Raw genomic sequence first — 22,145 nt, 5'->3', positions numbered from 1 at the left:
GCGGTAAAACTCAGCTCCGCTCCTGCATCAGCACCCACGGCCGGATGACCACCGCCCACAGCGTATCCGGATTGCGCTCGAACCAGTCCGCCGCCTGGGTATCTGTGGCGGCGCCCAGCAGCCCCTGCGCCATCCAGTCTTTTACCTTGGCGCTATCATCGTCGATAAAAGCCTGAGCGACGGTGACCAGATCCAGCCCGCTATCGACCACCAGCAGTTCGCCGCGGGCAAAATGCGGCTCGAGTGCGTTCCATTCGATCTGGGCGGTGGCGCCGAGAATGGCGGCATAGGTTTCGCTTGGCGCGGGCATGGCTTCTACCTCTGGGGAATGATTGTTGCGCATGGTAACCATCACAGCGCCAGATGCAATATCCCGTTGACTGGAAACCGAAGCGGCAGGGGAGTAGCGACTTGGCATCGCCTCCGCTACAGTTCACTTATCTGTGGGCGCTCCATTTCGACCATGCCGACTCTCCGAGGCAATGCAAGATAGCGCCAGCAGACCCGACTACAACTCCAATAAAAAGTGAGCAAATGGCATGAAAAAGACACAGCGCAAGGCTCTTTCTCAATTCATCGTCATCACCGCCCTCGCCGGCGTCAGCAGTCTTACCCTGGCCGCCGAGAATATCCGCATCGCCCTCGCCGGCCCGGTGACCGGCGCCGTGGCGCAATATGGCGACATGCAGTTCACCGGCGCCAACATGGCCATCGAGATGATCAACAAGGCTGGCGGCGTCAACGGTGCCCAGCTCCAAGGCGTGGTGTTCGATGATGCCTGCGACCCGAAGCAGGCTGTCGCGGTGGCCAACCGCATCGTCAACGAGGGCATCAGCTTCGTCGTCGGCCACCTTTGCTCCAGTTCCACCCAGCCGGCCACCGATATCTACGAGGATGAAGGCATCCTCATGGTCACCCCCGCCGCCACCAGCCCGGACATCACCAACCGCGGTTACGAACTGGTATTTCGCACCATCGGCCTCGACAGCCTCCAGGGTCCGACTGCCGGCAAGTACATCGTCGAGCACGTGAAGCCGCAGAAGGTAGCAGTCATCCATGACAAACAGCAGTACGGTGAAGGCATTGCCACCGCGGTGCGCGGTGTATTGACCGAGGCCGGTATCGATGTGCCGATCTTCGATGGCATCACCGCCGGCGACAAGGACTTCTCCTCACTGATCGCCCGTCTGCGCCAATCCGGCGTCGATTTCGCCTATTTCGGCGGCTATCACCCGGAACTGGGGCTGATCCTGCGCCAGGCCCGCGAACAGGGACTGAATATTACCTTCATGGGGCCGGAAGGCGTGGGTAACAGCGATATCAGCGCGATCGCCGGTGAGGCAGCCGAAGGTATGCTGGTCACCCTGCCCAAGGCATTCGATGAAGACCCGGCCAACGCCCACCTGGTGGAGGCGTTCGAGGAGCGCAAGCAGGACCCGCGCGGCCCCTTCGTGTTCCCATCCTACGCTGCGGTACAGGTGATTGCCGATGGCATACGCCTGGCGGAAAGTACCGACCCAGTCGATGTGGCCGAAGCACTGCGCAGCAACACCTTTGATACCCCTACCGGCAAGCTGGCGTTTGACGAGAAAGGCGACCTGAAGGACTTCAACTTCGTGGTCTATGAGTGGCATGCGGACGGAACCAAGACCGCACTGAGCGAGTAACACAACCTGCTCACGGGTCGGCGGCAACGCCGACCCCGCGCTCAAGGATGTATCCATGCCCGACAGTTTTTACTATCTGCTGCAACAACTGCTCAATGGCCTGACCGTGGGCAGCACCTATGCCCTGATCGCCATCGGCTACACCATGGTCTACGGCATCATCGGCATGATCAACTTCGCCCATGGCGAGGTGTACATGATCGGCAGCTACATCGCCTTTATCGTGCTGGCAGCGCTGGCGTTGATGGGCATCGAGTCGCTGCCGCTACTGATCATCGGCGCCCTGGTGGTCAGCATGATCGTTACCAGTGCCTACGGCTACAGTATCGAGCGGGTCGCCTACCGGCCGCTGCGCGGCGGCAACCGGCTGATTCCTTTGATTTCCGCAATCGGCATGTCAATCTTCCTGCAGAACCTGGTGCGTCTGGCCCAGGGCTCGCGGGACATTGCCATGCCCAACCTGGTGCGCGGCGGCCTCGACATCGGCCCCACGACCGGCTTCCATGCGACCCTGTCCTACATGCAGATCATCATCTTCGTGGTGACCCTGATCAGCATGACCTTGTTGACGTTGTTCATCACCCGCTCACGCATGGGCCGTGCCTGCCGCGCCTGCGCCGAAGACCTGAAGATGACCAACCTGCTGGGCATCAATACCAATGGCATCATCGCCCTGACTTTCGTCATCGGCGCCGCCCTGGCGGCAGTAGCCGGGGTGCTGCTGGGTATGTACTACGGGGTGATCAACCCCTATATCGGCTTCATGGCGGGGCTCAAGGCGTTTACCGCGGCGGTACTCGGCGGTATCGGCAGCATTCCCGGCGCGGTACTCGGCGGGCTGTTGCTGGGCGTGGCCGAAGCCATGACCTCGGGCTATTTCAGCGCCGAATACAAGGACGTGGTGGCTTTCAGCTTGCTGATTCTGATACTGCTGTTCCGTCCCACTGGCATTCTCGGGCGGCCGGAGGTGGAGAAGGTATGATGCGCAATCTGAAACCGGCGCTGATCTCCGCCGTGGTGGTGGTCGCGCTCAGCGGCCTGCTGATGGGCGTGCGAATCAGTCAGCAAGGCACCGGGTTGGCGTTGACCGGCGCCGGACCTGATGTCGCCATGAAGATCGCCGCAGCGGCGCTGTTCATCTTCCTGTTCAATCTGCTCCGCGATCAACTGACGGCGCTGTGGTTCAAGGTGCCGGCCCTGCCCCGCACCCCGGCGGCGTTCAGCATTCTCGCCGGGCGACCTGCCATGCGCCGGTTGTTCTGGTGTTTTCTGATTGCCGCTGCGCTGATCTGGCCGTTCATGAGCAACCGCAGCAATATCGACCTGGCCACCCTGGTGTTGATCTATGTGATGCTCGGACTGGGGCTGAATATCGTGGTGGGGCTGGCCGGGCTGCTGGATCTGGGTTATGTCGGCTTCTACGCGGTCGGCGCCTATACCTACGCCCTTTTGGCCATGTATTTTGGCGTCGGCTTCTGGACCGGGTTGGTCGCCGCCGGGGCCATGGCGGCGCTGTTCGGCTTTCTGCTGGGCTTTCCGGTATTGCGCCTGCGCGGCGACTACCTGGCCATCGTCACCCTGGGTTTCGGCGAGATCATTCGCATTCTGCTGAATAACTTTACCGCGCTGACCAATGGTCCCAATGGCATCGGCAGCATCCCCAAGCCAGAGCTGTTCGGCCTGGAGTTCAGCCGCCGCGCCAGCGAGGGCATGCAGACCTTCCATGAGTTCTTCGGCATCGAGTTCAATTCGGTGCACCGGGTAATGTTCCTGTATTTCCTCGCCCTGCTGCTGGTGCTGTTGACCCTGTTCGTTATCAACCGCCTGCTGCGCATGCCGGTGGGCCGCGCCTGGGAGGCCCTGCGCGAGGATGAGGTCGCCTGCCGGTCGCTGGGCATCAACCCCACCGCAGTCAAGCTCAACGCCTTCACCATCGGCGCGACCTTCGCCGGCTTTGCCGGCTGCTTCTTCGCCGCACGCCAGGGCTTCATCAGTCCGGAGTCCTTCACTTTCATCGAGTCGGCGATCATCCTGGCTATCGTGGTACTCGGCGGCATGGGCTCGCAACTGGGGGTAATCCTGGCGGCCATCATCATGACCCTGTTGCCGGAGGTGGCGCGCCAGTTCGATGAATATCGCATGTTGCTGTTCGGCCTGCTGATGGTGCTGATGATGATCTGGCGGCCCCAGGGGCTGCTGCCGATGAAGCGCCCGCATATGGAGCTGGGAACATGAGTAGCGTCGCTCCTTTGCTGGATGTATCCGGCCTGTGCATGCGTTTCGGTGGATTGCTGGCGGTCAACGAAGTCGCGTTGCAGGTCGCCGAGGGGCAGATCGTCTCGCTGATCGGCCCCAACGGCGCGGGCAAGACCACGGTATTCAACTGCCTGACCGGCTTCTACAAGCCCAGTGCCGGCAGCATCCGCTTTCGCGGCGAAGAAGTCAGCGGCATGCCCGGCTTCAAGCTGGCGCGCAAGGGCATGGTACGTACCTTCCAGCATGTGCGTCTGTTCAAACAGATGAGCGTGGCGGAGAACCTGTTGGTAGCCCAGCATCATCACATGAACACCAATATGCTCGCTGGGTTGCTGAAGACGCCGGGCTTTCGCCGCAGCGAAAAGGAAGCACTGGACCGCGCCGCGCAGTGGCTGGAACGGACCGGGCTGCTGGAGTTTGCCAACCGCACCGCCGGCACCCTCGCCTACGGTCAGCAGCGCCGCCTGGAGATCGCCCGCTGCATGGTCACCCGCCCGACACTGCTGATGCTCGATGAGCCCGCCGCCGGGCTCAATCCGCGGGAAACCGCCGACCTGCAGGAACTGATCGCCGAATTGCGCAGCGAACATGGGCTGACCATCCTGCTGATCGAGCACGACATGAAGCTGGTAATGGGAATCTCCGACCATGTGGTAGTGATCAACCAGGGTTGCCCGCTGGCCGCCGGTACACCGGAGCAGGTGTGCTGCGATCCCGAGGTGATCAAGGCCTATCTGGGAGAGACCTGAAGCATGCTGTCATTCACTGACGTCAATACCTTCTATGGCAAGATCCAGGCGCTGCACGATGTCAGCCTGCAGGTGGAAGCCGGCGAGATCGTCACCCTGATCGGTGCCAATGGCGCCGGCAAGACCACATTGTTGATGACCCTGTGTGGCGACCCCGCACCGACCAGCGGCAGTATTCGCTACCGTGACGAGGAACTGATGGGGATGGACACCTGCGACATCATGCGGCGGGACATCGCCATCGTGCCCGAGGGGCGGCGGGTATTTTCCCGGCTGACGGTGGAAGAGAATCTGGCGATGGGTGCGTTCTTTCTCGAGCGCAATGAGGTGCAGGCACAACTGCAGGCCACCCTGGAGCTGTTTCCCCGATTGAAGGAGCGCTTTCAACAGCGTGCCGGGACCATGTCCGGCGGCGAACAGCAAATGCTTGCCATCGGCCGTGCCTTGATGAGCAAACCGCGATTATTGCTGCTCGACGAGCCCTCTCTTGGCCTAGCACCGATCATCATCCAGCAGATTTTCGAGATCATCGAAGAGCTGCGACGCCAGGGCGTAACCATCTTCCTGGTCGAGCAGAACGCCAACCAGGCGCTGAAACTGGCCGACCGGGGTTATGTAATGGAACACGGCCACATTCTCATGCAGGGCAGCGGCGAGGAGTTGCTGGCCAATCCGCAGGTGCGGGAGGCGTATCTGGGTGCCTGAGCCCCGTCAGGGATCCATCCCTGGGAGCAGGCTTTGAGCAGGACCAGACCCTGGTAATCTCCTGTCATAGGCGATAAGAAAGTTATCGCTCAGCCCCCTGATACCCACAGCCGCGCAACCGCTGTCCGTCGCGCATCAGCGTCGCGCTCAGGTGGTAATAGTCGCCGGTGCTGCGGTCGATGCAGCCGGTGGGGTACAACCATAGCTCCAGCCCCTGGTCATGCACTCCACGAAATACCTGCGCGCCATCCGGCAGCTGTTCATGAATGGTCGCCAGTTGCCGACCGCTTTCAGCATCCTCAGTGGTCAGCGTCAGCCCTTGCGCGCTGATATCCACCCTCCAGGCCGGCTCATGGCTGAAACCGACCCATTGACTGTTCCTGGCGCTGTTGTCCATGCAGCCACGCCCGGTGGTCTGCAGCCGCTGGGTCTGCTGGACGACCCAGCGGCCCTCGTTCTCGGTCACCAGCAGCTCCGCGAACATGGATACCTGCCCCGGCTGGGCAACATCATCGAACAGCTCGCGCAGTTGCGGGGTCGGTTGCAACAACCGCTCATGCTCCTGGCCGCAGGGGCGCAGAACCCAGCGGTCATCACCACCCCGTTCGACAAGACCGGAAACGAGCTGCGAGGGCGCTTCCTCCCCGGCCGGCCAGAGGGACCAGGAGGCGCAGCCAGTCAATATCAGGGAGAAACCAGCGACTGCCAACGCCGGTATCCGGCCAATCCAACCCGTCATAGTGTGAACCTCTTTGAAGAATCGGCCATAAACCGATGAATTGCTTGCATTTGGTGGTCACAACCCGATTTTCCGGTGGTAATCTGTGTGCACTCGATGGCCCAGGTTACCTCACCGTCTGGATTGCACATGAATAGCATAAAAACACTGGCACTTGCTTCACTGGTTTTCGTCACCGCCTGTTCCTCCAAACAGGAAGTTGTACAGGCTCCCCCGGCACCGTCCTGGGCCGAATCACGCATCGTCAACCTCACCAGCATCGCTGAGCAGCAGGGTTACGAGATCGAGCGCGAAGGGGAGCAGATTCGTCTGCTGATACCGGTAGACGGCAACTTCCATCCCAAACGCACCCTGTTGCTGCCCTCGGGTCTGGTGCCGCTGAGCAAGGTTGCCCAGGCACTGAAAGTCGACGGCGCCAGCCAGTTGACTGTGGTCGGCCACAGTGACAGCGATGGCAGCGACGAACTGAACAAGAAGCTGAGCATGGAGCGGGCCCAGGCTGTGGCCAGCGTGCTGCGTCTCGGTGGCATCGAGCGTCAGCGCATGCGTCTGAGCGCGATGGCTGACAACCAACCCCGCGCCGACAATGCCAGTAACACCGGTCGCAAGCTCAACCGCCGGGTAGAAATCATCCTCACGCCCTACCCCACCAGTATCGCTCTGGCCGACTGATACCTGCTACTGCTCCCAAGGCTCGCCCCGGGTCCGCTCGACCCGTGCGGCGTGCACCTGCATGGCAGCCTTGGCCAGCATGCAGGCACTGGTGGGCGCGGTGATAAAGAGAAACAGCGTGATCAACAGCTCGTGCAGCCCCACCTCCCCTGTAGTACTGAAATAGATCATGGACGCCAGCACCAGCGAGCCAACGCCCAAGGTAGTCGCCTTGGTCGGGCCATGCAGGCGCATATAGAAGTCCGGCAGCTTGAACAGGCCGAACGAGCCGATCAGGGCAAACAGACTTCCCAGCAGCAACAGTGCGGCGACCAGCCATTCAATTGCAGTTTCCATAGGCACTCCTCATTCGATGATGTCGCCGCGCAATAGGTATTTGGCCACGGCCACGGTACCCACAAATCCCATCACGGCTATCAGCAATGCCGCTTCAAAATACAGATTGGAGCGCAGCAGCAGCCCCATCAGAATGATCATGGCGATGGCGTTGACATACAGGGTATCCAGCGCCAGCACCCGATCAGGCAGATCCGGCCCCTTGAACAGCCGCAACAGATTCAGCAGCATGGCCACCGAGATCATGCCCAGGCAGAGAATGATTACGTTGTGGAGCATTCGAACACCTCAATCAGGGGTTTCTCGTAGCGCTGCTTGATGGTGTCGATCAATTCCTGTTCATCCGGCACATCCAGCCCGTGAATCAGCAGGGTCCGATGATCCTCGCTGACATCCGCCGAGACCGTGCCCGGCGTGAGAGAAATGGTGGTCGCCAGCACCCCGATCCCGAACTCGTTACGCAGTTCGAGTGGGTAGACCACAAACGCCGGTTGCAGTCTGCTGCTGGCGCCCAGAATCAATTTGGCCACTTCGAAGTTGGCGAAGAGAATATCGCCGAGAACCCGGAATACAAAGCGAACCAGCACCCAGGGCCGGTGTAACTTGGGCGGGTCGGGCCAGAATGCATGCGTCAGCAAAGGGATCACCCAACCCAGTATCGCACCCATGATGAGCGACCCTGCCGACAGATCGTTGACCAGCAGTTGCCAGACCCCTAGCAACAACAGGCTGAGCCAGGGATGCGGGAACCATTTTCCTGGCGCGTTCAATGTCCACCTCCGCTCGTGTTGATCTGCATGGATAATACCTGCCGCGCATACTCCTGCGGATCCAGCAACTGATCGACAGTGATGGTGAGATAATCGAGCAGCGGGCCGGCAAACACCACCAGTAGTGGGGAGCACAGCAGCAATGCGAGGACGGCCACCAATCGCACGTTATCCACCGATCCGCCGGCAGCGGCCGCCGGATCAGTGCGCCAGAACAAAGTGCTACCGGCACGGCTGAAGGCAATGATGGACACCAGTCCGCTGCCCAGCAACAACGAGTACAGCCAGCCCGCAGCCACCCCGGTCTCCGCCGCACGCAGCAACAAGAGCTTGCCAACGAAGCCGGACAAGGGCGGCAAGCCGATTACCGATATCGCCGCCAGGAAGAAAAGGCCACTCAGTAATGTCGGCCTGGACAGCGCGGGGCCCGGCACCAGGCGACCGACAAAGCGTGGCCCGCGGCAACGGGAAATGATGCCCGCGAACAGGAACAAGGCGCCGCAGACCCAGGTCGAGTGAATCAGATAGTAGAGACTGCCTACCAGCGCATCGTGGCTGTCCAGCGCCAGCCCGGCCAGCAGCGTGCCGACAGATACCACCAGCAGGTAGGAAATCAGACCGTTCAGGGTGCTGGCAGCCAGCGCGCCTATGGTACCCAGAACCAGGGTCAATAACGCCGCCGGCCATAACCAGCCGTTAGCCAGGTCTGCCAGCGGACCGGCAGTATCCCCGAAAACCTGGGTGTATATCCGCAGAATCGAGTAGATCCCGACCTTGGTCATGATGGCGAACAGCGCCGCCACCGGCGGGGTAGCAGCGGCATAAGCCTTGGGTAACCAGAAGTACAGAGGGAAGACAGCTGCCTTGAGGCCAAACACCACCAGTAGAAGCATGGCTGCTGCCCCTACAAGAGGAGCATCCGGGGCTGGCAGCTGGGCTACACGCTGGGACAGGTCGGCCAGGTTCAGGGTGCCGGTAACACCATATAGAGTACCTATGGCGATCAGAAACAGGGCGGAGCCGAACAGGTTCAGCAGCACATAGTGCAACCCCGAGCGGATCCTGGCTGAACCAGTCCCATGCAACAGCAAGGCGTAGGAGGCGATGAGCAGGATTTCGAAGAAAACGAACAGGTTGAACAGGTCACCTGTCAGAAAGGCACCATTGATACCCATCAGTTGAAACTGGAACAGCGCGTGAAAGTTCGCCCCCAGCAGATCGTCGCCGCGCACGGCGTACACCACCGCCGCTATTGCCAGCACCGCAGTCACCAGCAGCAGCAGCGCCGCCAGATGATCCACCACCAGCACGATCCCGAACGGTGGCATCCAGTTACCGGCGGCGTAAACCTGCAATCCCCCGCTGGCTTGTGCCATCAAGGCTATCGCCAGTGGCAGTTGTAACAGTGTTGCCAGTAGACAGAGGCTGCGCTTGAATCCCTCACTCGCCCGGCCGCTCAATAACAGCAGGGCGCCGGCAAACATCGGCAACAGTATTGGCAGTATGGCCAGATGATCCATCAACGTTTGCCCCGCCCATCAACGTGATCATTCTCCAGCTCACCCTGCGCGCGAAGCGCCAGTACCAGAGCGAAGGCAGTCATTGCGAAGCCGATGACGATGGCAGTCAGTACCAACGCTTGCGGCAGGGGGTCGCCATGCTCGGCCACCTGACCAAGCACCGCTGGCTTGCCTGTATGCAGACGCCCCATGGCAAACAGGAAGAGATTCACTGCGTAGCTGATAAGCGTCAGCCCCACTACCACAGGAAAAGTACGGGCCCGTAACAGCAAATAAACACCCGACATCGTCAACACACCCAAGGTGAGAGCGTACAGCAGTTCCATTATTCAGGCTCCCTGGCGGCATGGATGGAAAGCTTGCCCAGATTGGACAGAATCAGCAGTGTGGCGCCGACCACCGTCAGATACACACCGAGGTCAAACAGGAGGGCCGTCGCCAGCTCGATTTCACCGACCAGCGGAATGGCAAAATGATCGAATGCGCTGGTCAGGAAAGGATAACCGAACAACCAACTACCCACTCCGGTCAGCCCCGCGATGATTACGCCGGCCCCGGCAAGATGATGGAAATCGACACCCCAACGGGCCTGACTCCAGGCGTGACCACTGGCGATGTACTGCAGGATAAGCGCCACTGCGGTAATCAGGCCCGCGATGAAACCACCACCCGGGAGATTATGCCCGCGCAGGAAAATGTACACCGATACCATCAAGGCCAACGGCAGAATGAGCCGTGACAGGTTCACCAGCATGAAGGGGTGAGCATCTCTCGCCCAGGTCCACCCCTGTTCATCCACCGATGGTTTGCGCAACCGCAGGCCGTGGATCAGCGCGTAGATAGCGGCACCTGCGATCGCCAGGACAGTGACTTCCCCCAGGGTATCGAAGCCGCGAAAATCGACCAGGATCACGTTCACCACGTTGGTTCCGCCACCACCCGACAGGCTGTTGGCCAGAAAATACCCGGCAATACTATCGTAGGGACGGGTGAGCACGGCCAGGCACAGCCCGGTAACCAGGACACCCGCCAATCCGGCGATCAGCAGATCTCGACCGCGCCGCAATCCGGATGATTCTGCGGGCGAGGTGCGCGGCAGGAAGAACAGCGCCAACATCATCAGGATGATGGTGACCGATTCGACCGAGAGTTGGGTCAGTGCCAGATCCGGCGCCGAGAAACGGGCGAAGGCCAGGGCCACGAATAGCCCCACTACGCTGAGCATGACCAGTGACACCAGCCGCCGACGATGCCAATACGCAGTGGCCGCAGCTGTCAGCATGAGCAGGACGGCACCGACCAGAGTTGCCCCATCCACCGGGGTCATGGGCATCGGCCCCACCAGTGACGGGAGCTGCATCAACCAGAAACCGCTCATCAGCAGCGCCGTCAGCAGCATCCACAGCAGATAGCGTTGCAACGAACTGTTCTCGATTCGCAAGGTAAGCATTGCTGCCTGGTTCACCAGCCGCTGGATCACACGCTCAAACAGATTTTTCGCATCCAACCGCGGCAGGTGCACGTGCCAACCCAGCAAACGGTGCCGCCCGAAGTAGATGAGCACACCCACTAATAACGCCACCACGCTCATGGCCAGCGGCAGGTTGAAGCCGTGCCAGATAGCCAGGCTGTAGCTCGGCAAGTCTCCCCCTAACGTCGCTGCTGCTGCCACTGCCAGCAACCCGGCCACGGTAAAGCCTGGTACCAGGCCTACCAGCAGACACAGGGCGACCAGAATCTCGACCGGAATCTTCATGTAACGGCTGGGTTCATGGGGTGGGAATTTCGGCAGATTCACCGGTTTGCCGTTGAAAAACACATCATGAATAAAGCGCAGCGAGTACGCCACCGAGAATACGCCCGCTATTACCGCGACCAGCGGCACCATCCAGCTGAAATTGCCGAACTGGTGTTGCTGCAGGGTCTCGGTGAAAAACATCTCCTTGCTCAGGAAACCGTTCAACAGAGGTACGCCGGCCATCGCCGAGGCCGCAACCATAGCCAGCGTGGCGGTATGAGGCATGTACTTCCACAGGCCATTGATACGCCGCATATCCCGCGTGCCGGTCTCATGGTCGATGATCCCTGCAGCCATGAACAGCGAGGCCTTGAAGGTCGCGTGGTTGATGATATGAAACACGGCGGCTACAGCCGCCAGCTGGGTATCCAGCCCGAACAGCAGCGTGATCAGGCCCAGGTGGCTGATGGTCGAGTAAGCCAGCAACCCTTTCAAATCATGCTGAAACAGTGCGGTACAGGCGCCCAGCAACAGCGTAGCCATACCGGTGATACTGACCAGGAAGAACCACAGGTCCGTATCTGATAGCGCCGGGTACAGCCGCGCCAGCAGAAACACCCCGGCTTTGACCATGGTCGCCGAATGCAGGTAGGCCGACACTGGCGTGGGAGCGGCCATCGCGTGGGGCAGCCAGAAATGGAAAGGAAACTGCGCAGACTTGGTGAACACTCCCAGCAATACCAGTACCAGAATCAGCGGATAGAGCGCATGGTCGCGAATCAGATCGCCTGAAGCCAGCACCACACTGAGCTCGTAGCTACCTACCACCTGCCCCAGCAGCAGCACCCCGGCCAGCAGGGCCAACCCACCTCCCCCGGTCACCGCCAGCGCCATGCGCGCGCCCTTGCGCGCATCGGAAGAATGCGACCAATAGCCGATCAACAGGAAGGACGACAGGCTGGTCAGCTCCCAGAAGAACATCATCAACAGGAGGTTTTCCGACAGGACCACCCCCAGCATGGCGGCCATGAACAGCAACAGGAAAAAGAAGAAGCGCCCCATCGGATCGTTCTTCGACAGGTAGTAGCGCGCGTAGATGATAACCAGAATGCCGATACCGAGAATCAGCAAGGCAAACAGGAAACTCAGCCCATCGAGGCGAAAACTGATGGTGAGTCCGAGCCGCTCGATCCACGGCCAGCTCTGCACCACCACCCCACCTGAAAAAACGGTGGCGGCATGACTCCACAGCAGTATCAGACCCAGAACTGGCGCCACCATGGTCGCCAAGGCACATAGGGAGCGGCCTTTAGTATCCGTTAGCAGTGGCAGGAAAAAACTCAGCAGTGGCAGCAGCACGATCAGCGCCAGGGTCATTCATGAAACTCCGTTTGTTCGAACGTGCTCAGCACAATATGGTCCATCCCGCTAGCGCGGCGGCGGGAAATGTCCGGGAACGACAGGATGAAGGCACCCGCAAGCGGGCAGTCAATCAATGACGGGCCAATGAGCGACCCGCCATGCCAGCCAGGTTACTACTTGCTTACACGCGAAACCCCGTTGACTGTCAGTACCCGCACTCGCTCGCCCGGAGCGAAGGAGATACTCGGATCGACTTCCTGCACATAGGCGCGGGTCTGGCCACCATCCTCTCGCACAGTGATTTCGATACCCTGATTGCGGGTGATGCCTTCTTCGGCCGCCGCACCCGCCATGCCACCGGCGACAGCACCCAACACGCCGGTAATAATGCTGCCACGTCCGCCACCGATCGAGCTACCGGCAACACCACCAACCACTGCACCAGCGCCGGTACCGATATTGGTCCTGGTGCCTTCGATCTGCACCAGGCGAACCGATTCGACGGTGCCCATACGCACTGTTTGCGGCGCGCGCGCTTCATCGCGGCTATAGGTGTCACCGGTCAATCCCGAAGCACAACCACCCAGCACCAACGCAACACCGAGCAGGCAGCTCTGGAGAATTCGTATATTCATGATTCACCTCTGTATTGTGCAGCAACCCTGAAGGCTACCGGTTAGTGTGCAGTTTCTGCCACTGAATATTGGACCCGGCCAGCCCACGAATGTTGCGGGGGCCTTTCATCGGGTTTTCTTCGGCGTGGGTCGAGGTCCACTGCGGTTTCCTTTAGAATCCGCGCCGATCATTCACCTTCCCACTGCTCCAGCCAGAATAACAATTAAATCCGCAGCTCACGAGCACTCGATATATTCGGAGAAGAATTGCATGCCCGTATTGCAGCTTGCGTGGCTTTATTATCTTAACAATAGCGCCTTTGTACTCAACTGCCTGGCGTTGTTTTACGGCCTCAGTGGCAGCTGGCTGATCATCGCTACCCAGTGGCGTACCGCCCGCGCCATGCGGCTGGCAACCGGCGGCAGCGCACTGACGCTAACCGGCCCGACGGCCCGCCCGCATCCCGCCAACCGGATGTTCATGCTGGTCGGCGGTGTCTGCCTGGGTCTGGCATTACTGCTCACGCTCGCTGCCCGCCTGGTCTGACACCCACTGGCGGCTAGCCACCGGGTTGGCGTATTGGCGCAACCACCAGGGGCGCTGATCCGGCGGGCAGGCCGCCAGGCGCTCGGCAAACCGCTGTTCCTCAGCCGCCAGCATCGAAGCATCGAACTGCCCGCGCCAGCCAGCGATGTCTACTGCTGGATGCTCCGCCAGCAGCTGCTCCATCGCCAGATAGTTGCTGGGATACAGACGATATAGCCCGAGAATCTGGCGATCCGCCTCCGCGGCCACCGCCTTGGCATCAGGGTACTCCTCGGTCAGCGGCTTACCGAAGGCGATATGCACCCGCCCCTTGTAGCCGGTCAGGCCCATGGCAATAGAGCGGTCATCCTCGCCCGGCTGCTTGGTATAGCCGCCAGTGCGTTCACGCTGCTCCAGCTCACGTGCCTTCATCTGATCGCAAGGGTCCCACTCATAGGCGATGGAAACCGGCACGATATTCAGTGAGCGCACCACGTCGGCAAAGGCTTCGCCCTTGCGGCTCATGCACAGCATCTTGATGATCGCCGTGTCGGTGCGATCGCAGCCGTCCTTAGCGCGCCCTTCAGCCTGGGCAATCCACACCGAGTGCCCATCCAGAATCGAATGGCTGATGTAGGCGGACAAGGTCTGATAAACCGCCAGCTTTTCCCGCCGCCCGGCCACCGAGCGATGCACGATGAAGCATTTGTTCAGCCGCATCAGGTCGCTGACGAAAGGCCGCTGCAACAGGTTGTCGCCAATCGCGATGCGCGGCGTCGGGTGGCCGCCATGGTACAACGCATAGTTGACGAAGGCCGGATCCATGGCGATATCCCGGTGATTGGCCAGGAATAGATGAGGCCGCGTCTTGCTCAGATGCTCCAGCCCGCTGTAGGTAACGGTGAGCGCGCTGCGCTCGATGACCTTGTCCAGCCATGGCTCAAGCCGATGCTGCAGTGCATCCACAGTGGTAATGCCCCGCGCCTCACGACGCAGCCCACCACCAACCAGGGCCGAGGCCATGCCCGGCAGCCAGCGGCTCAGCCGCGGGAACCGGTAGCGGGCCAGCGTTTGCAGCAACTCGCGATCATGCAACAGCCGTTGCATGACGGCAGGCACCTCATCGTCTCCATAGGGCCGGATGGCATCAAACTCGCCCATGCATTCCTCATTACCTTGGGTGGAAACCGCGCATTATGCGGCGCAGCGATTCGACTCACAATTGCTGTGTGACTGTTTCGTCGGATTGGGGAAGGAGCTAGACTCCCCTTCCCCCTTCCCATCGAGCTGCTGCCAGGAGAATAGCCATGCCGTTGCTGGACGAATGTGCCCGCCATTGCCCGCACTGCGGCGAGCCCATCCGCTTGCTGGTCGATCTCAGCGGCGGGACCCAGAGCTATATCGAAGACTGCGCCGTTTGCTGTCAGCCCATCCTCATCAACCTGTGGGTCGATGCGGACCTGGAAGGTTACCAGCTGGATCTGCGCCGTGAGGAAGACCCGCTGTGACCGGCCGCATCGCCCAGTTCAATGCGCCGGTGGCAGAGGTGCCCCAGAGCTGGCAGCCCAACTGGAACCTCAGCCCCGGCAATCGCGTACTGATCCTGCGCAAGCTGGACAACCGCCTCGACTGCGCCGAGGTGCTATGGAACCTGACTCCGGGCTGGCTGCGTGATCTGAGCCGTGCGCCCTTCTCGGCTCAGGCCGAGTTCCTGCACGACAAGCCGATGTTCCGCGAACCTCTGGTACAGCGGCGCTGCCTGCTGCCGGTCGATGGTTTTTATATATGGCAGCAACAGGGGCAACGCAAGCAGCCCTGGTACCTGCGACAGGAACAGGGTGGGCTGGCACTGGCTGGATTATGGGAGCGCTATGCATTGGATGATGGCGAGTACTGGGACAGCTGCGTTCTGATCACCGCACCGGCCAAGGGCCTGCCGGCCCGACTGGGAGAACGCATGCCGGTCACCCTGAACCGGGCCGAACAGGCCATCTGGCTCGCTGCGGCCACCGCTCCGAGCGCATTGCAACCACTGTTGCTCAATGCCGATTCCCAGGTGCGACTGATGTACCCGGTCAACCCGGCGGTCAGCAGCCCGGCGACCCAGGGGCCACAATGCTGCAACCCCACCGGGCACGCCGTCAGGCTGGATGATCCTATACCTTGAACTGGTTGATCAGCCGGCGTTGATGTTCGGCCAGCTTGGTCAGGCCGGCGCTGGCGCTGGAGGACTCACCAGCCCCTTCGGCCACCGCATTGGCGACCTCACCGATGGTGTTGACGTTGCGGTTGATATCCTCGGCCACGGCGCTCTGCTGCTCCGCCGCACTGGCAATCTGGATGTTCATGTCATTGATCACCGATACCGCCTGGGTAATTGAGGTCAAGGCCGCATCCGCCTCCTCGGCCTGCAATACACTATCGCTGGTCCGGCTGCGGCTCTGCTCCATGACTCTCACCGTTTGATGGGTGTCGGCTTGCAACTGCTCGATCATCTTCTGGATTTCTTCAGTAGAGTTCTGCGTCTTCAGCGCCAGCGAGCGCACCTCGTCGGCGACCACGGCAAAACCGCGCCCCTGATCCCCGGCGCGCGCCGCCTCGATTGCTGCGTTCAGCGCCAGCAGGTTGGTCTGCTCGGCTATGCCGCGGATGGTATCCAGGATCGAAGTGATGTTTTCGCTGTCACGGACCAGGTGCTGCACGCTCTGTGAGGCGCGCTCGATATCCTCAGCCAACCCCTGAATGGTCGCCGCGGTCTGCTGCACCACTTCGCGGCCATGACCGGCCGAGCCGTTGGCGTTGCCCGCCGCTTCGGCGGCCAGGCTGGCGTTACGGGCCACATCCTGGGCGGTAGCGGTCATTTCCGTCACTGCGGTAGCTACCAGCTCGATCTCGCCGAGTTGGCGCTGCACCCCATCATTGGTACGCATGGCAATGTCGGCGGTATGCTCGGCAGCATCGGTCACCTGCTGCACCGAGCCGACCACCTCACGGATCATGTCTTGCAACTTGTCGAGAAAGGCATTGAAACCACGGGCGATATCCCCGAACTCGTCGCTGCGCTGGACAGCCAGGCGCTGGGTCAGATCACCCTCGCCGCGAGCGATATCATTGAGCATGGAAACCAACTGCCGCGCTGGCCGTGCCAAGCCGTAACCGACCGCCAGCATCACACCCAGGCCAACCAGGGCGGTAAGCCCACCGATCACCGCCAGAGTAATTGCCTCACTGGATTGGCGCTGCGTCAGCTCGGTCTCCAGCGCCTGCAGGTCAGCCATCACCACGTCGAGTGGCAAGTTGATCAACATCGTCCAGTGCGTGCCGGTGTCGCCAATCGGAATCGGCATCCACAACTGCACACGATTACCCGCCGTATCCAGTTCGTAGTGAAAGTCATCGCCCAGGCCAGCGAGGTTGGCCAGCCCCTGCTTATCGATCACGCGTTCGGCTGGGTCCCCCGGCGCGGCCCCTTCACCGGTCCAGGCAACCAGTCGGCCGTTGGGACTGATCAGGGCCTGAGTGCCACGCCCTTCGTAAAGTCGGCTGTCGCTCTCTTCGAGCATGGATTGCAGAAACTGCAACGACAGGTCCGCACCGGCAATACCCATGAACTGGCCGTTGAGCATGATCGGGGCAGTGAAAGACGACAGCATGACCCAGCTGTCGCCCAGCTCGTAGGGCGCCGGGTCGATCACACAGGCACGCTGCGTATCACGCGGGCAGAAATAATATTCACCGACGCGCACGCCGGTTTCCAGCATGGTTTCGTCCGTGAGATCGTCCAGCGGCTCCAGCGCCAGTGTGCCATCGAGTTCGCGATACCAGAAAGGCATGAATTGGCCCTGCTCGTCATGCCCCGACTCGCCAGCACCCTGATAAAAACTATCCAGCCCGTCGAACGCGCCCGGTTCCCAGGCAACGTAAGCCGCCAGCAGCGTCGGCTGCTCCTCCAGTATCCGTCGAATATAACGAACCATTTCCTCGCGGCTCATCATCAGTGCCGGCAGACCATCTTCCTGCATTTCGCCCAGCTGGCGATTGAGCAACGCCAGTTGTTCGGTCACCGCAAAGGGTTGCTCCAGCTGTCGACGGATGCGCAGGCTTTCAGCGGTAGCAATGGCTTCCAACTGGCTGCGCACACGCTGCCCCAACATCTGCTCGCTGCGTTCGATGACCATGCTCTGGTTGCGCTCGAATGCCAACAGGGCGTACAGAGTCATGATACCAACCGCGATGAACAGGCAGGCACCTGCCAGCGCGGCTATGGAAAACTGGATGGATCTGAGTTTCATAGGGGCCTCGGCCAGGGAGCTGATGAACGCTTTATCGGCCGTGATAGTCAAACCTCCAGCCATGATCTGATATCGTTCATCAGGTCAAAGCTGTTAAACCCGAAACATGGAAGGAAATCACCATGCGTATCCGCCTGCTTTGCTGTCTTCCGTTCATGGCGCTGGCTAGTTGCGAGACCGTCAACACCACCCAGGGCGGCGCCGTCGGTGTCGATCGAAGTCAGTACATGTTCAGCGCGCTGTCCAGCGCTGAAGTCGACCAGATGGCCGCCGAGTCGTACAACGAGATGCTTGCCGAAGCGAAAGCCGCGAAGGTCTTGAACACCGACGCCGCCATGCTCAAGCGTCTGAACCGGATTGCTGATCGGCTGGTAAAGGAAGTGGACCACTTCCGTCCCGATGCCAAGAGCTGGAATTGGGAAGTCAATCTGATCAAGAGTGATCAACTGAACGCCAGCTGCATGCCCGGCGGCAAGATCATCTTCTTTACCGGCATTGTCGACAAATTGCAGCTGACCGACGACGAGATCGCCCAGATCATGGGGCATGAAATCGCCCATGCTCTGCGTGAGCATGGCCGCGAAGCCATTTCCCGTGCTTACACCACGCAGATGGGCACCCAGGTGATAGGTTCGTTGCTGGGCCTGGGCGATGGCGCACGGCAGGCTGCCGACATGGCGGTTCAGTATGGACTGACCCTGCCCAACAGCCGCTCCAACGAAACCGAAGCGGACCTGATCGGTCTGGAGCTGGCGGCCCGCGCCGGCTACAAACCGGAGGCCGCAGTCACCCTGTGGCAGAAGATGGCGCGCGCCGCTGAGGGTGAGCCGCCGGCCTTCCTGAGTACGCACCCCTCTTCCTCGGGGCGCATCCAGAACCTGCAAAACACTATTCCCAAGGTGCAGCCACTGTATGAAGCGGCGCGATAAGACCGGTATGAATAGCTCAGGTTCCTAATACATAAGTCTAATATCACTATTCAATCACTTGATTTCCTGCATATTTCATCTATGTTACAGCGGTTGAAAAACGATCGCCCTCTGGGCAAACCCTGAGATGCAGTACTCGAGGATGAACATAATGAGAAAAACCCTGATCGCCAGCAGTGTCGCCGCTGCTGTGCTGGCTCTGCCCACCCTGTCCATTGCCCAGACTCAGAACAACGGCTTCAGCTTTGTTGATGACGCCAAGGCCACTCTTGGCCTGCGCAATCTGTATTTCAATGGCGATTACCGCGAAGGTGATGGTTACTCGAAAGATGAAGAATGGGGTCAGGGTTTCATGCTCGACTTCCAGTCCGGTTATACCCAGGGCCCGATCGGCTTTGGTCTGGACGTATTCGCCCGCTCGGGTATCCGTCTGGATTCCGGTAGCCGCACCAGCAAGGCTGACCGCAGCCGCAACCCCGGCACCATGTTCCCGCTGGATCATGACGACAGCGCCGTTTCCGAGTTCAGCCAGATCGACTTCGCCGCCAAGGCCAAGGTATCCGAGACCGAGCTGAAAATCGGCCGTGGCCTGCAGCCCAGCCTGCCGGTACTGACACGCAACGACGGTCGCCTGCTGCCCCAGACTTACAGCGGCGCGACGCTGACTTCCAAGGAAATCGACAATCTGACTCTGCGCATCGGTCAGATGGATGAAGCCAGTGGCCGTAACTCCACCTCCCATGAAGGCCTGCTGCTGGGCGGTGGTTCCGAGCGCGTGAACAAGTTCCAGTATGCCGGTGGTGATGCCCAACTGGGTGATAACCTGGTTGCCAGCTACTACTTCGCCAAGCTCAAGGATTACTACAAGCAGCATTACCTCGGTGCCGTCCACACCCTGGACCTGGGTGCCGGTCAGCTGATTACCGACCTGCGCTATTTCGACAGCGGCTCCACTGGCGCCAACGATAGCGGTGAAGCCGGCTATGCAGCCCGCGGCGTATACAACGACGGCGAAGTCGACAACCGCGCCATGAGCGCCATGTTCACCTACAAGCTGAGCAACCATGGCCTGGGCCTGGGCTACCAGAAGATGAGCGGCGACAGTGACTTCGCCTACCTCAACAACGGTGGCGGTGCCACTGCCTACCTGATCACCGACTCGCAGATCAACAAGTTCGAGCGTGCCGGCGAGAAGACCTGGGTTGGTCAGTACAGCTACAACTTCGCCGACCTGGTACCAGGTCTGAAGTTCTCCGCCAAGTATCTGCGAGGCAGCGACTTCGACGTCGCACCCGGCGAAGGCGACAAGGAATGGGAGCGTAACCTGCGTCTGGATTACACCGTCCAGCAAGGTTTCCTGAAGGATCTGGGTGTGTCCCTGCGTCACGCCAGCCTGCGTTCCGATGCGGACCGCGACCAGGACCAGGTACGGGTCTATCTGACCTACAACTTCGTTCTGCTCTAAGTCGATCAGATGCCCCGGTACGCCGGGGCATCATCCCCTTTTCTCTCCCTCTCCCCACCCACTTCCCCCTCCGCACTTTCCCCTGCCTGCAGTGGTCTGTAGTCTGAGCAAGTACGTATTGGTTCTTGCATTGCGACTTCAGAGGCGACCATGGTCAGACACTTTCAAAGCTTCGAGAAAACGTTCAGTGACAGCGGCTTATGGAACAAGCTGTCCCGCTACGCCAGGACTGCCGGCAAAGAGGTGGTGGAAAAGGTGCTGTGGCTGTATTACGCCGCCCAGGATCCGAACACCCCGCGCTGGGCCAAGACAGCCATTTACGGCGCACTGGGCTATTTCATCTTCCCGCTGGACGCGATTCCCGATTTCGCTGCCGCCGTCGGCTATACCGATGATCTGGGGGTATTACTCGCCGCCCTGGCCACGGTCTCCGCCTATATCACCGATGATGTCAAAGCCCAGGCGAGTCGCAAGCTGGAGCGCTGGTTCGGACCTAGGGTGATGGATGAAGGAGGCATCACCATAGACGGAGAAAAACACTAAGCCCACTATCGCCGTTTTCAGTTTGCCGGCAGGCCGTTTGGGCTGCCGGCTCGCCATCCTCAGAACCGCAATACCGCCGCCGCGCCGGCGCCGCCCTCCATCATGCCTTTGGGGAGAACTACTACCTCGGCCCCCGTCTGGAATGCTCGAGGAATCAACTGATCGAGCACATCGGCACCCCCTTGCGTGGTATCACTATCCGCGTCATACAGATCCACCGCTCCGTTCTGCGGATTCACCACCCCCGGCACGCTGCGACCCGACTCGACCAGCAGCAGCGCTACCCGCCCGGCATATACCGCCTCACCGATCTCTGGAAGGCTATCGCAGGCCAACTGCTTGCCTTTGGCAGCGCCGTAGCGTTCCAGAATGCTGTCCAGCCAGGCACTGTGCCGGCGGCTCATGATTTCCGTCGCCTCGCGACGCAGTTCGGCGGCTTCCAGCAGGGAAGGATCCATCGGGATACCTTCTTCCAGCAGCTGTGAATTGTGACTGATCGCCCGAAAAGCCGCCTGGTTACGGGGCAGGGCTGCCAGAATCAAGGGCAGGCCCGGACGGGAATGATGCTCAGTGATGGATTTGTCGATCGCACGGAAATAGCGCTCACGATCGACGTCTATTTCATCCTGTTTGCCACCGCCACCGGCCTCATGCGGAGTCATGCCTCCGGCCTTTTCTGCAGCCCGACTGAAGCCACCGGGGTACCCGGCCTGATTCTTGTCGGTCAATTCCGAACCCAGTGCCTCTTCCAGGTTACGCGGTACCGATGGGTGCAGCTCGACCTGATGGGTGACGTGGCGATCCCCCTCGCATAGCCGCACCGCATCTCGGGTCACACAGAGAATCTGGAAGCTCTCCGCCAACTGGCTGATACGCAGCAGCGGTTGCAGATAGGGTTGGCGATCCACCCGGATGCGCTCCTCCACGACCTGATGGAGGGAAAAGACCCTGAACAGGTCTTCGCTGCCCAACACCGCGAGCCCGCTCCGCGGGGAATTCCATAGTTCGTCTTCGTTGAGCAGCGCCTCGAACTGCTGCAGTAACTTCTGCTCCGTCGGGGCGGTTGCTCCGTCCATCTGCTCACGCAGTTGGCGCAGGAGATTCCGGTAACGGACCTTGTTCTGTTCTCGCTCGGGAAATGTCCGCTCCATGGGCATGTAGAGCGAAACGAAAGTCTGACCTTGTAACTTCAGCAGTTCAGCCAGTGCTGCTCGCGTGATGTGTTCGTACATATGCAGTCACCTCGATCGTGGAGCCTCCCT

24 protein-coding genes are annotated in these 22,145 nt (G+C 60.5%); 12 read left to right on the top strand and 12 right to left on the bottom strand.

What is annotated here, in order from left to right; all coding sequences use genetic code 11:
* Positions 1-10: 10 nt before the first annotated feature.
* The gene (locus QAO71_RS05235; RefSeq protein WP_235833901.1) at positions 11-343 is read right to left on the bottom strand and encodes a DUF2288 domain-containing protein; all 333 of its coding nucleotides are present in this window, start codon (positions 341-343) and stop codon (positions 11-13) included.
* Between the two features lie 196 nt (positions 344-539).
* Here QAO71_RS05235 and QAO71_RS05230 point away from each other — a divergent pair, with 196 nt between their 5' ends.
* Genes QAO71_RS05230 through QAO71_RS05210 form a run of 5 tightly spaced genes read left to right on the top strand, consistent with a single transcriptional unit; the run spans position 540 to position 5,377 of the window.
* Positions 540-1,667 carry a branched-chain amino acid ABC transporter substrate-binding protein gene (locus QAO71_RS05230; protein WP_036990598.1) on the top strand — a complete coding sequence of 376 codons (1,128 nt, stop codon included), beginning with the start codon at positions 540-542 and terminating at the stop codon, positions 1,665-1,667.
* 55 nt (positions 1,668-1,722) lie between these two features.
* Positions 1,723-2,649 (top strand): high-affinity branched-chain amino acid ABC transporter permease LivH, encoded by a 927-nt coding sequence (gene livH, locus QAO71_RS05225; protein ID WP_280165443.1) that lies wholly within the window; start codon positions 1,723-1,725, stop codon positions 2,647-2,649.
* Positions 2,646-3,902, top strand: a complete 1,257-nt coding sequence (locus QAO71_RS05220; RefSeq protein WP_280165442.1) for a high-affinity branched-chain amino acid ABC transporter permease LivM — start codon at positions 2,646-2,648, stop codon at positions 3,900-3,902. The genes livH and QAO71_RS05220 overlap by 4 nt, the downstream gene beginning before the upstream one ends.
* On the top strand, positions 3,899-4,672 hold the full coding sequence (gene livG, locus QAO71_RS05215; protein ID WP_280165441.1) for a high-affinity branched-chain amino acid ABC transporter ATP-binding protein LivG: 774 nt from the start codon (positions 3,899-3,901) through the stop codon (positions 4,670-4,672). The genes QAO71_RS05220 and livG overlap by 4 nt, the downstream gene beginning before the upstream one ends.
* A gap of 3 nt (positions 4,673-4,675) precedes the next feature.
* A complete protein-coding gene (locus QAO71_RS05210; RefSeq protein WP_036990602.1) occupies positions 4,676-5,377 on the top strand; it encodes an ABC transporter ATP-binding protein in 702 nt (233 codons plus the stop codon).
* Positions 5,378-5,459: 82 nt separating this feature from the next.
* On the opposite strand, the gene QAO71_RS05205 is transcribed toward QAO71_RS05210, so the two are convergent.
* Positions 5,460-6,116 carry a hypothetical protein gene (locus tag QAO71_RS05205; RefSeq protein WP_280165440.1) on the bottom strand — a complete coding sequence of 219 codons (657 nt, stop codon included), beginning with the start codon at positions 6,114-6,116 and terminating at the stop codon, positions 5,460-5,462.
* Positions 6,117-6,245: 129 nt separating this feature from the next.
* Here QAO71_RS05205 and QAO71_RS05200 point away from each other — a divergent pair, with 129 nt between their 5' ends.
* Positions 6,246-6,788, top strand: a complete 543-nt coding sequence (locus QAO71_RS05200; protein ID WP_051611012.1) for an OmpA family protein — start codon at positions 6,246-6,248, stop codon at positions 6,786-6,788.
* A gap of 6 nt (positions 6,789-6,794) precedes the next feature.
* Here the strand turns inward: QAO71_RS05200 and QAO71_RS05195 are convergent, their stop codons facing one another.
* The 7 genes from QAO71_RS05195 to QAO71_RS05165 all read right to left on the bottom strand — a co-directional run bounded on the left by QAO71_RS05195 (position 6,795) and on the right by QAO71_RS05165 (position 13,149).
* Positions 6,795-7,124, bottom strand: coding sequence for a Na+/H+ antiporter subunit G (locus QAO71_RS05195; RefSeq protein WP_036990603.1), 330 nt, complete (start codon positions 7,122-7,124; stop codon positions 6,795-6,797).
* Positions 7,125-7,133: 9 nt separating this feature from the next.
* The gene (locus QAO71_RS05190) at positions 7,134-7,403 is read right to left on the bottom strand and encodes a K+/H+ antiporter subunit F (RefSeq protein WP_036990604.1); all 270 of its coding nucleotides are present in this window, start codon (positions 7,401-7,403) and stop codon (positions 7,134-7,136) included.
* Positions 7,388-7,894 carry a Na+/H+ antiporter subunit E gene (locus QAO71_RS05185; RefSeq protein WP_036990605.1) on the bottom strand — a complete coding sequence of 169 codons (507 nt, stop codon included), beginning with the start codon at positions 7,892-7,894 and terminating at the stop codon, positions 7,388-7,390. The genes QAO71_RS05190 and QAO71_RS05185 overlap by 16 nt, the downstream gene beginning before the upstream one ends.
* Positions 7,891-9,414 carry a monovalent cation/H+ antiporter subunit D gene (locus tag QAO71_RS05180; protein WP_280165439.1) on the bottom strand — a complete coding sequence of 508 codons (1,524 nt, stop codon included), beginning with the start codon at positions 9,412-9,414 and terminating at the stop codon, positions 7,891-7,893. Before QAO71_RS05180 ends, QAO71_RS05185 begins: the two co-directional genes overlap by 4 nt.
* A complete protein-coding gene (locus QAO71_RS05175) occupies positions 9,414-9,740 on the bottom strand; it encodes a Na+/H+ antiporter subunit C (protein ID WP_036990607.1) in 327 nt (108 codons plus the stop codon). Before QAO71_RS05175 ends, QAO71_RS05180 begins: the two co-directional genes overlap by 1 nt.
* Positions 9,740-12,529, bottom strand: coding sequence for a monovalent cation/H+ antiporter subunit A (locus QAO71_RS05170; RefSeq protein ID WP_280165438.1), 2,790 nt, complete (start codon positions 12,527-12,529; stop codon positions 9,740-9,742). The genes QAO71_RS05175 and QAO71_RS05170 overlap by 1 nt, the downstream gene beginning before the upstream one ends.
* Positions 12,530-12,687: 158 nt before the next feature.
* A complete protein-coding gene (locus QAO71_RS05165; protein ID WP_036990609.1) occupies positions 12,688-13,149 on the bottom strand; it encodes a glycine zipper 2TM domain-containing protein in 462 nt (153 codons plus the stop codon).
* Positions 13,150-13,399: 250 nt separating this feature from the next.
* On the opposite strand from QAO71_RS05165, the gene QAO71_RS05160 reads away from it, so the two are divergent.
* Positions 13,400-13,675 carry a hypothetical protein gene (locus QAO71_RS05160; RefSeq protein WP_036990610.1) on the top strand — a complete coding sequence of 92 codons (276 nt, stop codon included), beginning with the start codon at positions 13,400-13,402 and terminating at the stop codon, positions 13,673-13,675.
* On the opposite strand, the gene QAO71_RS05155 is transcribed toward QAO71_RS05160, so the two are convergent.
* Positions 13,643-14,815 (bottom strand): 1-acyl-sn-glycerol-3-phosphate acyltransferase, encoded by a 1,173-nt coding sequence (locus QAO71_RS05155; RefSeq protein ID WP_280165437.1) that lies wholly within the window; start codon positions 14,813-14,815, stop codon positions 13,643-13,645. The genes QAO71_RS05160 and QAO71_RS05155 overlap by 33 nt on opposite strands.
* Positions 14,816-14,961: 146 nt before the next feature.
* On the opposite strand from QAO71_RS05155, the gene QAO71_RS05150 reads away from it, so the two are divergent.
* Together QAO71_RS05150 and QAO71_RS05145 are read left to right on the top strand one after the other, a co-directional pair.
* On the top strand, positions 14,962-15,162 hold the full coding sequence (locus tag QAO71_RS05150; protein ID WP_036990612.1) for a CPXCG motif-containing cysteine-rich protein: 201 nt from the start codon (positions 14,962-14,964) through the stop codon (positions 15,160-15,162).
* Complete coding sequence (locus QAO71_RS05145; protein ID WP_280165436.1) at positions 15,159-15,821, top strand: SOS response-associated peptidase; 663 nt, start codon at positions 15,159-15,161, stop codon at positions 15,819-15,821. Before QAO71_RS05150 ends, QAO71_RS05145 begins: the two co-directional genes overlap by 4 nt.
* Here the strand turns inward: QAO71_RS05145 and QAO71_RS05140 are convergent.
* A complete protein-coding gene (locus QAO71_RS05140; RefSeq protein ID WP_280165435.1) occupies positions 15,811-17,946 on the bottom strand; it encodes a methyl-accepting chemotaxis protein in 2,136 nt (711 codons plus the stop codon). The genes QAO71_RS05145 and QAO71_RS05140 overlap by 11 nt on opposite strands.
* Before the next feature lie 122 nt (positions 17,947-18,068).
* Here QAO71_RS05140 and QAO71_RS05135 point away from each other — a divergent pair, with 122 nt between their 5' ends.
* The 3 genes from QAO71_RS05135 (at position 18,069) to QAO71_RS05125 (ending at position 20,883) form a co-directional block, all read left to right on the top strand.
* On the top strand, positions 18,069-18,875 hold the full coding sequence (locus tag QAO71_RS05135) for a M48 family metallopeptidase (protein ID WP_036990613.1): 807 nt from the start codon (positions 18,069-18,071) through the stop codon (positions 18,873-18,875).
* Positions 18,876-19,026: 151 nt separating this feature from the next.
* A complete protein-coding gene (locus QAO71_RS05130; RefSeq protein ID WP_036990614.1) occupies positions 19,027-20,340 on the top strand; it encodes an OprD family porin in 1,314 nt (437 codons plus the stop codon).
* A gap of 150 nt (positions 20,341-20,490) precedes the next feature.
* Entirely contained in the window at positions 20,491-20,883 is a 393-nt protein-coding gene (locus tag QAO71_RS05125) for a YkvA family protein (RefSeq protein ID WP_280165434.1), read from the top strand.
* Positions 20,884-20,942: 59 nt separating this feature from the next.
* Here QAO71_RS05125 and QAO71_RS05120 read toward each other — a convergent pair whose 3' ends face one another.
* Positions 20,943-22,115, bottom strand: a complete 1,173-nt coding sequence (locus tag QAO71_RS05120) for a hypothetical protein (protein WP_280165433.1) — start codon at positions 22,113-22,115, stop codon at positions 20,943-20,945.
* Positions 22,116-22,145 lie beyond the last annotated feature (30 nt).

This window comes from Halopseudomonas sp. SMJS2 (assembly GCF_029866945.1).
GTDB lineage: Bacteria > Pseudomonadota > Gammaproteobacteria > Pseudomonadales > Pseudomonadaceae > Halopseudomonas > Halopseudomonas bauzanensis.
Note: the sequence above shows the minus strand (reverse complement) of the source record. Positions and strands in the feature narration are given on the sequence as shown.

Bases quoted from the DNA above. Each gene is read 5' to 3' on its own strand.
- QAO71_RS05235 (WP_235833901.1), bottom strand. From the start codon at position 343: ATGCGCAACAATCATTCCCCAGAGGTAGAAGCCATGCCCGCGCCAAGC.
- QAO71_RS05230 (WP_036990598.1), top strand. From the start codon at position 540: ATGAAAAAGACACAGCGCAAGGCTCTTTCTCAATTCATCGTCATCACC.
- livH (WP_280165443.1), top strand. From the start codon at position 1,723: ATGCCCGACAGTTTTTACTATCTGCTGCAACAACTGCTCAATGGCCTG.
- QAO71_RS05220 (WP_280165442.1), top strand. From the start codon at position 2,646: ATGATGCGCAATCTGAAACCGGCGCTGATCTCCGCCGTGGTGGTGGTC.
- livG (WP_280165441.1), top strand. From the start codon at position 3,899: ATGAGTAGCGTCGCTCCTTTGCTGGATGTATCCGGCCTGTGCATGCGT.
- QAO71_RS05210 (WP_036990602.1), top strand. From the start codon at position 4,676: ATGCTGTCATTCACTGACGTCAATACCTTCTATGGCAAGATCCAGGCG.
- QAO71_RS05205 (WP_280165440.1), bottom strand. From the start codon at position 6,116: ATGACGGGTTGGATTGGCCGGATACCGGCGTTGGCAGTCGCTGGTTTC.
- QAO71_RS05200 (WP_051611012.1), top strand. From the start codon at position 6,246: ATGAATAGCATAAAAACACTGGCACTTGCTTCACTGGTTTTCGTCACC.
- QAO71_RS05195 (WP_036990603.1), bottom strand. From the start codon at position 7,124: ATGGAAACTGCAATTGAATGGCTGGTCGCCGCACTGTTGCTGCTGGGA.
- QAO71_RS05190 (WP_036990604.1), bottom strand. From the start codon at position 7,403: ATGCTCCACAACGTAATCATTCTCTGCCTGGGCATGATCTCGGTGGCC.
- QAO71_RS05180 (WP_280165439.1), bottom strand. From the start codon at position 9,414: ATGGATCATCTGGCCATACTGCCAATACTGTTGCCGATGTTTGCCGGC.
- QAO71_RS05175 (WP_036990607.1), bottom strand. From the start codon at position 9,740: ATGGAACTGCTGTACGCTCTCACCTTGGGTGTGTTGACGATGTCGGGT.
- QAO71_RS05170 (WP_280165438.1), bottom strand. From the start codon at position 12,529: ATGACCCTGGCGCTGATCGTGCTGCTGCCACTGCTGAGTTTTTTCCTG.
- QAO71_RS05165 (WP_036990609.1), bottom strand. From the start codon at position 13,149: ATGAATATACGAATTCTCCAGAGCTGCCTGCTCGGTGTTGCGTTGGTG.
- QAO71_RS05160 (WP_036990610.1), top strand. From the start codon at position 13,400: ATGCCCGTATTGCAGCTTGCGTGGCTTTATTATCTTAACAATAGCGCC.
- QAO71_RS05155 (WP_280165437.1), bottom strand. From the start codon at position 14,815: ATGGGCGAGTTTGATGCCATCCGGCCCTATGGAGACGATGAGGTGCCT.
- QAO71_RS05150 (WP_036990612.1), top strand. From the start codon at position 14,962: ATGCCGTTGCTGGACGAATGTGCCCGCCATTGCCCGCACTGCGGCGAG.
- QAO71_RS05140 (WP_280165435.1), bottom strand. From the start codon at position 17,946: ATGAAACTCAGATCCATCCAGTTTTCCATAGCCGCGCTGGCAGGTGCC.
- QAO71_RS05135 (WP_036990613.1), top strand. From the start codon at position 18,069: ATGCGTATCCGCCTGCTTTGCTGTCTTCCGTTCATGGCGCTGGCTAGT.
- QAO71_RS05130 (WP_036990614.1), top strand. From the start codon at position 19,027: ATGAGAAAAACCCTGATCGCCAGCAGTGTCGCCGCTGCTGTGCTGGCT.
- QAO71_RS05125 (WP_280165434.1), top strand. From the start codon at position 20,491: ATGGTCAGACACTTTCAAAGCTTCGAGAAAACGTTCAGTGACAGCGGC.
- QAO71_RS05120 (WP_280165433.1), bottom strand. From the start codon at position 22,115: ATGTACGAACACATCACGCGAGCAGCACTGGCTGAACTGCTGAAGTTA.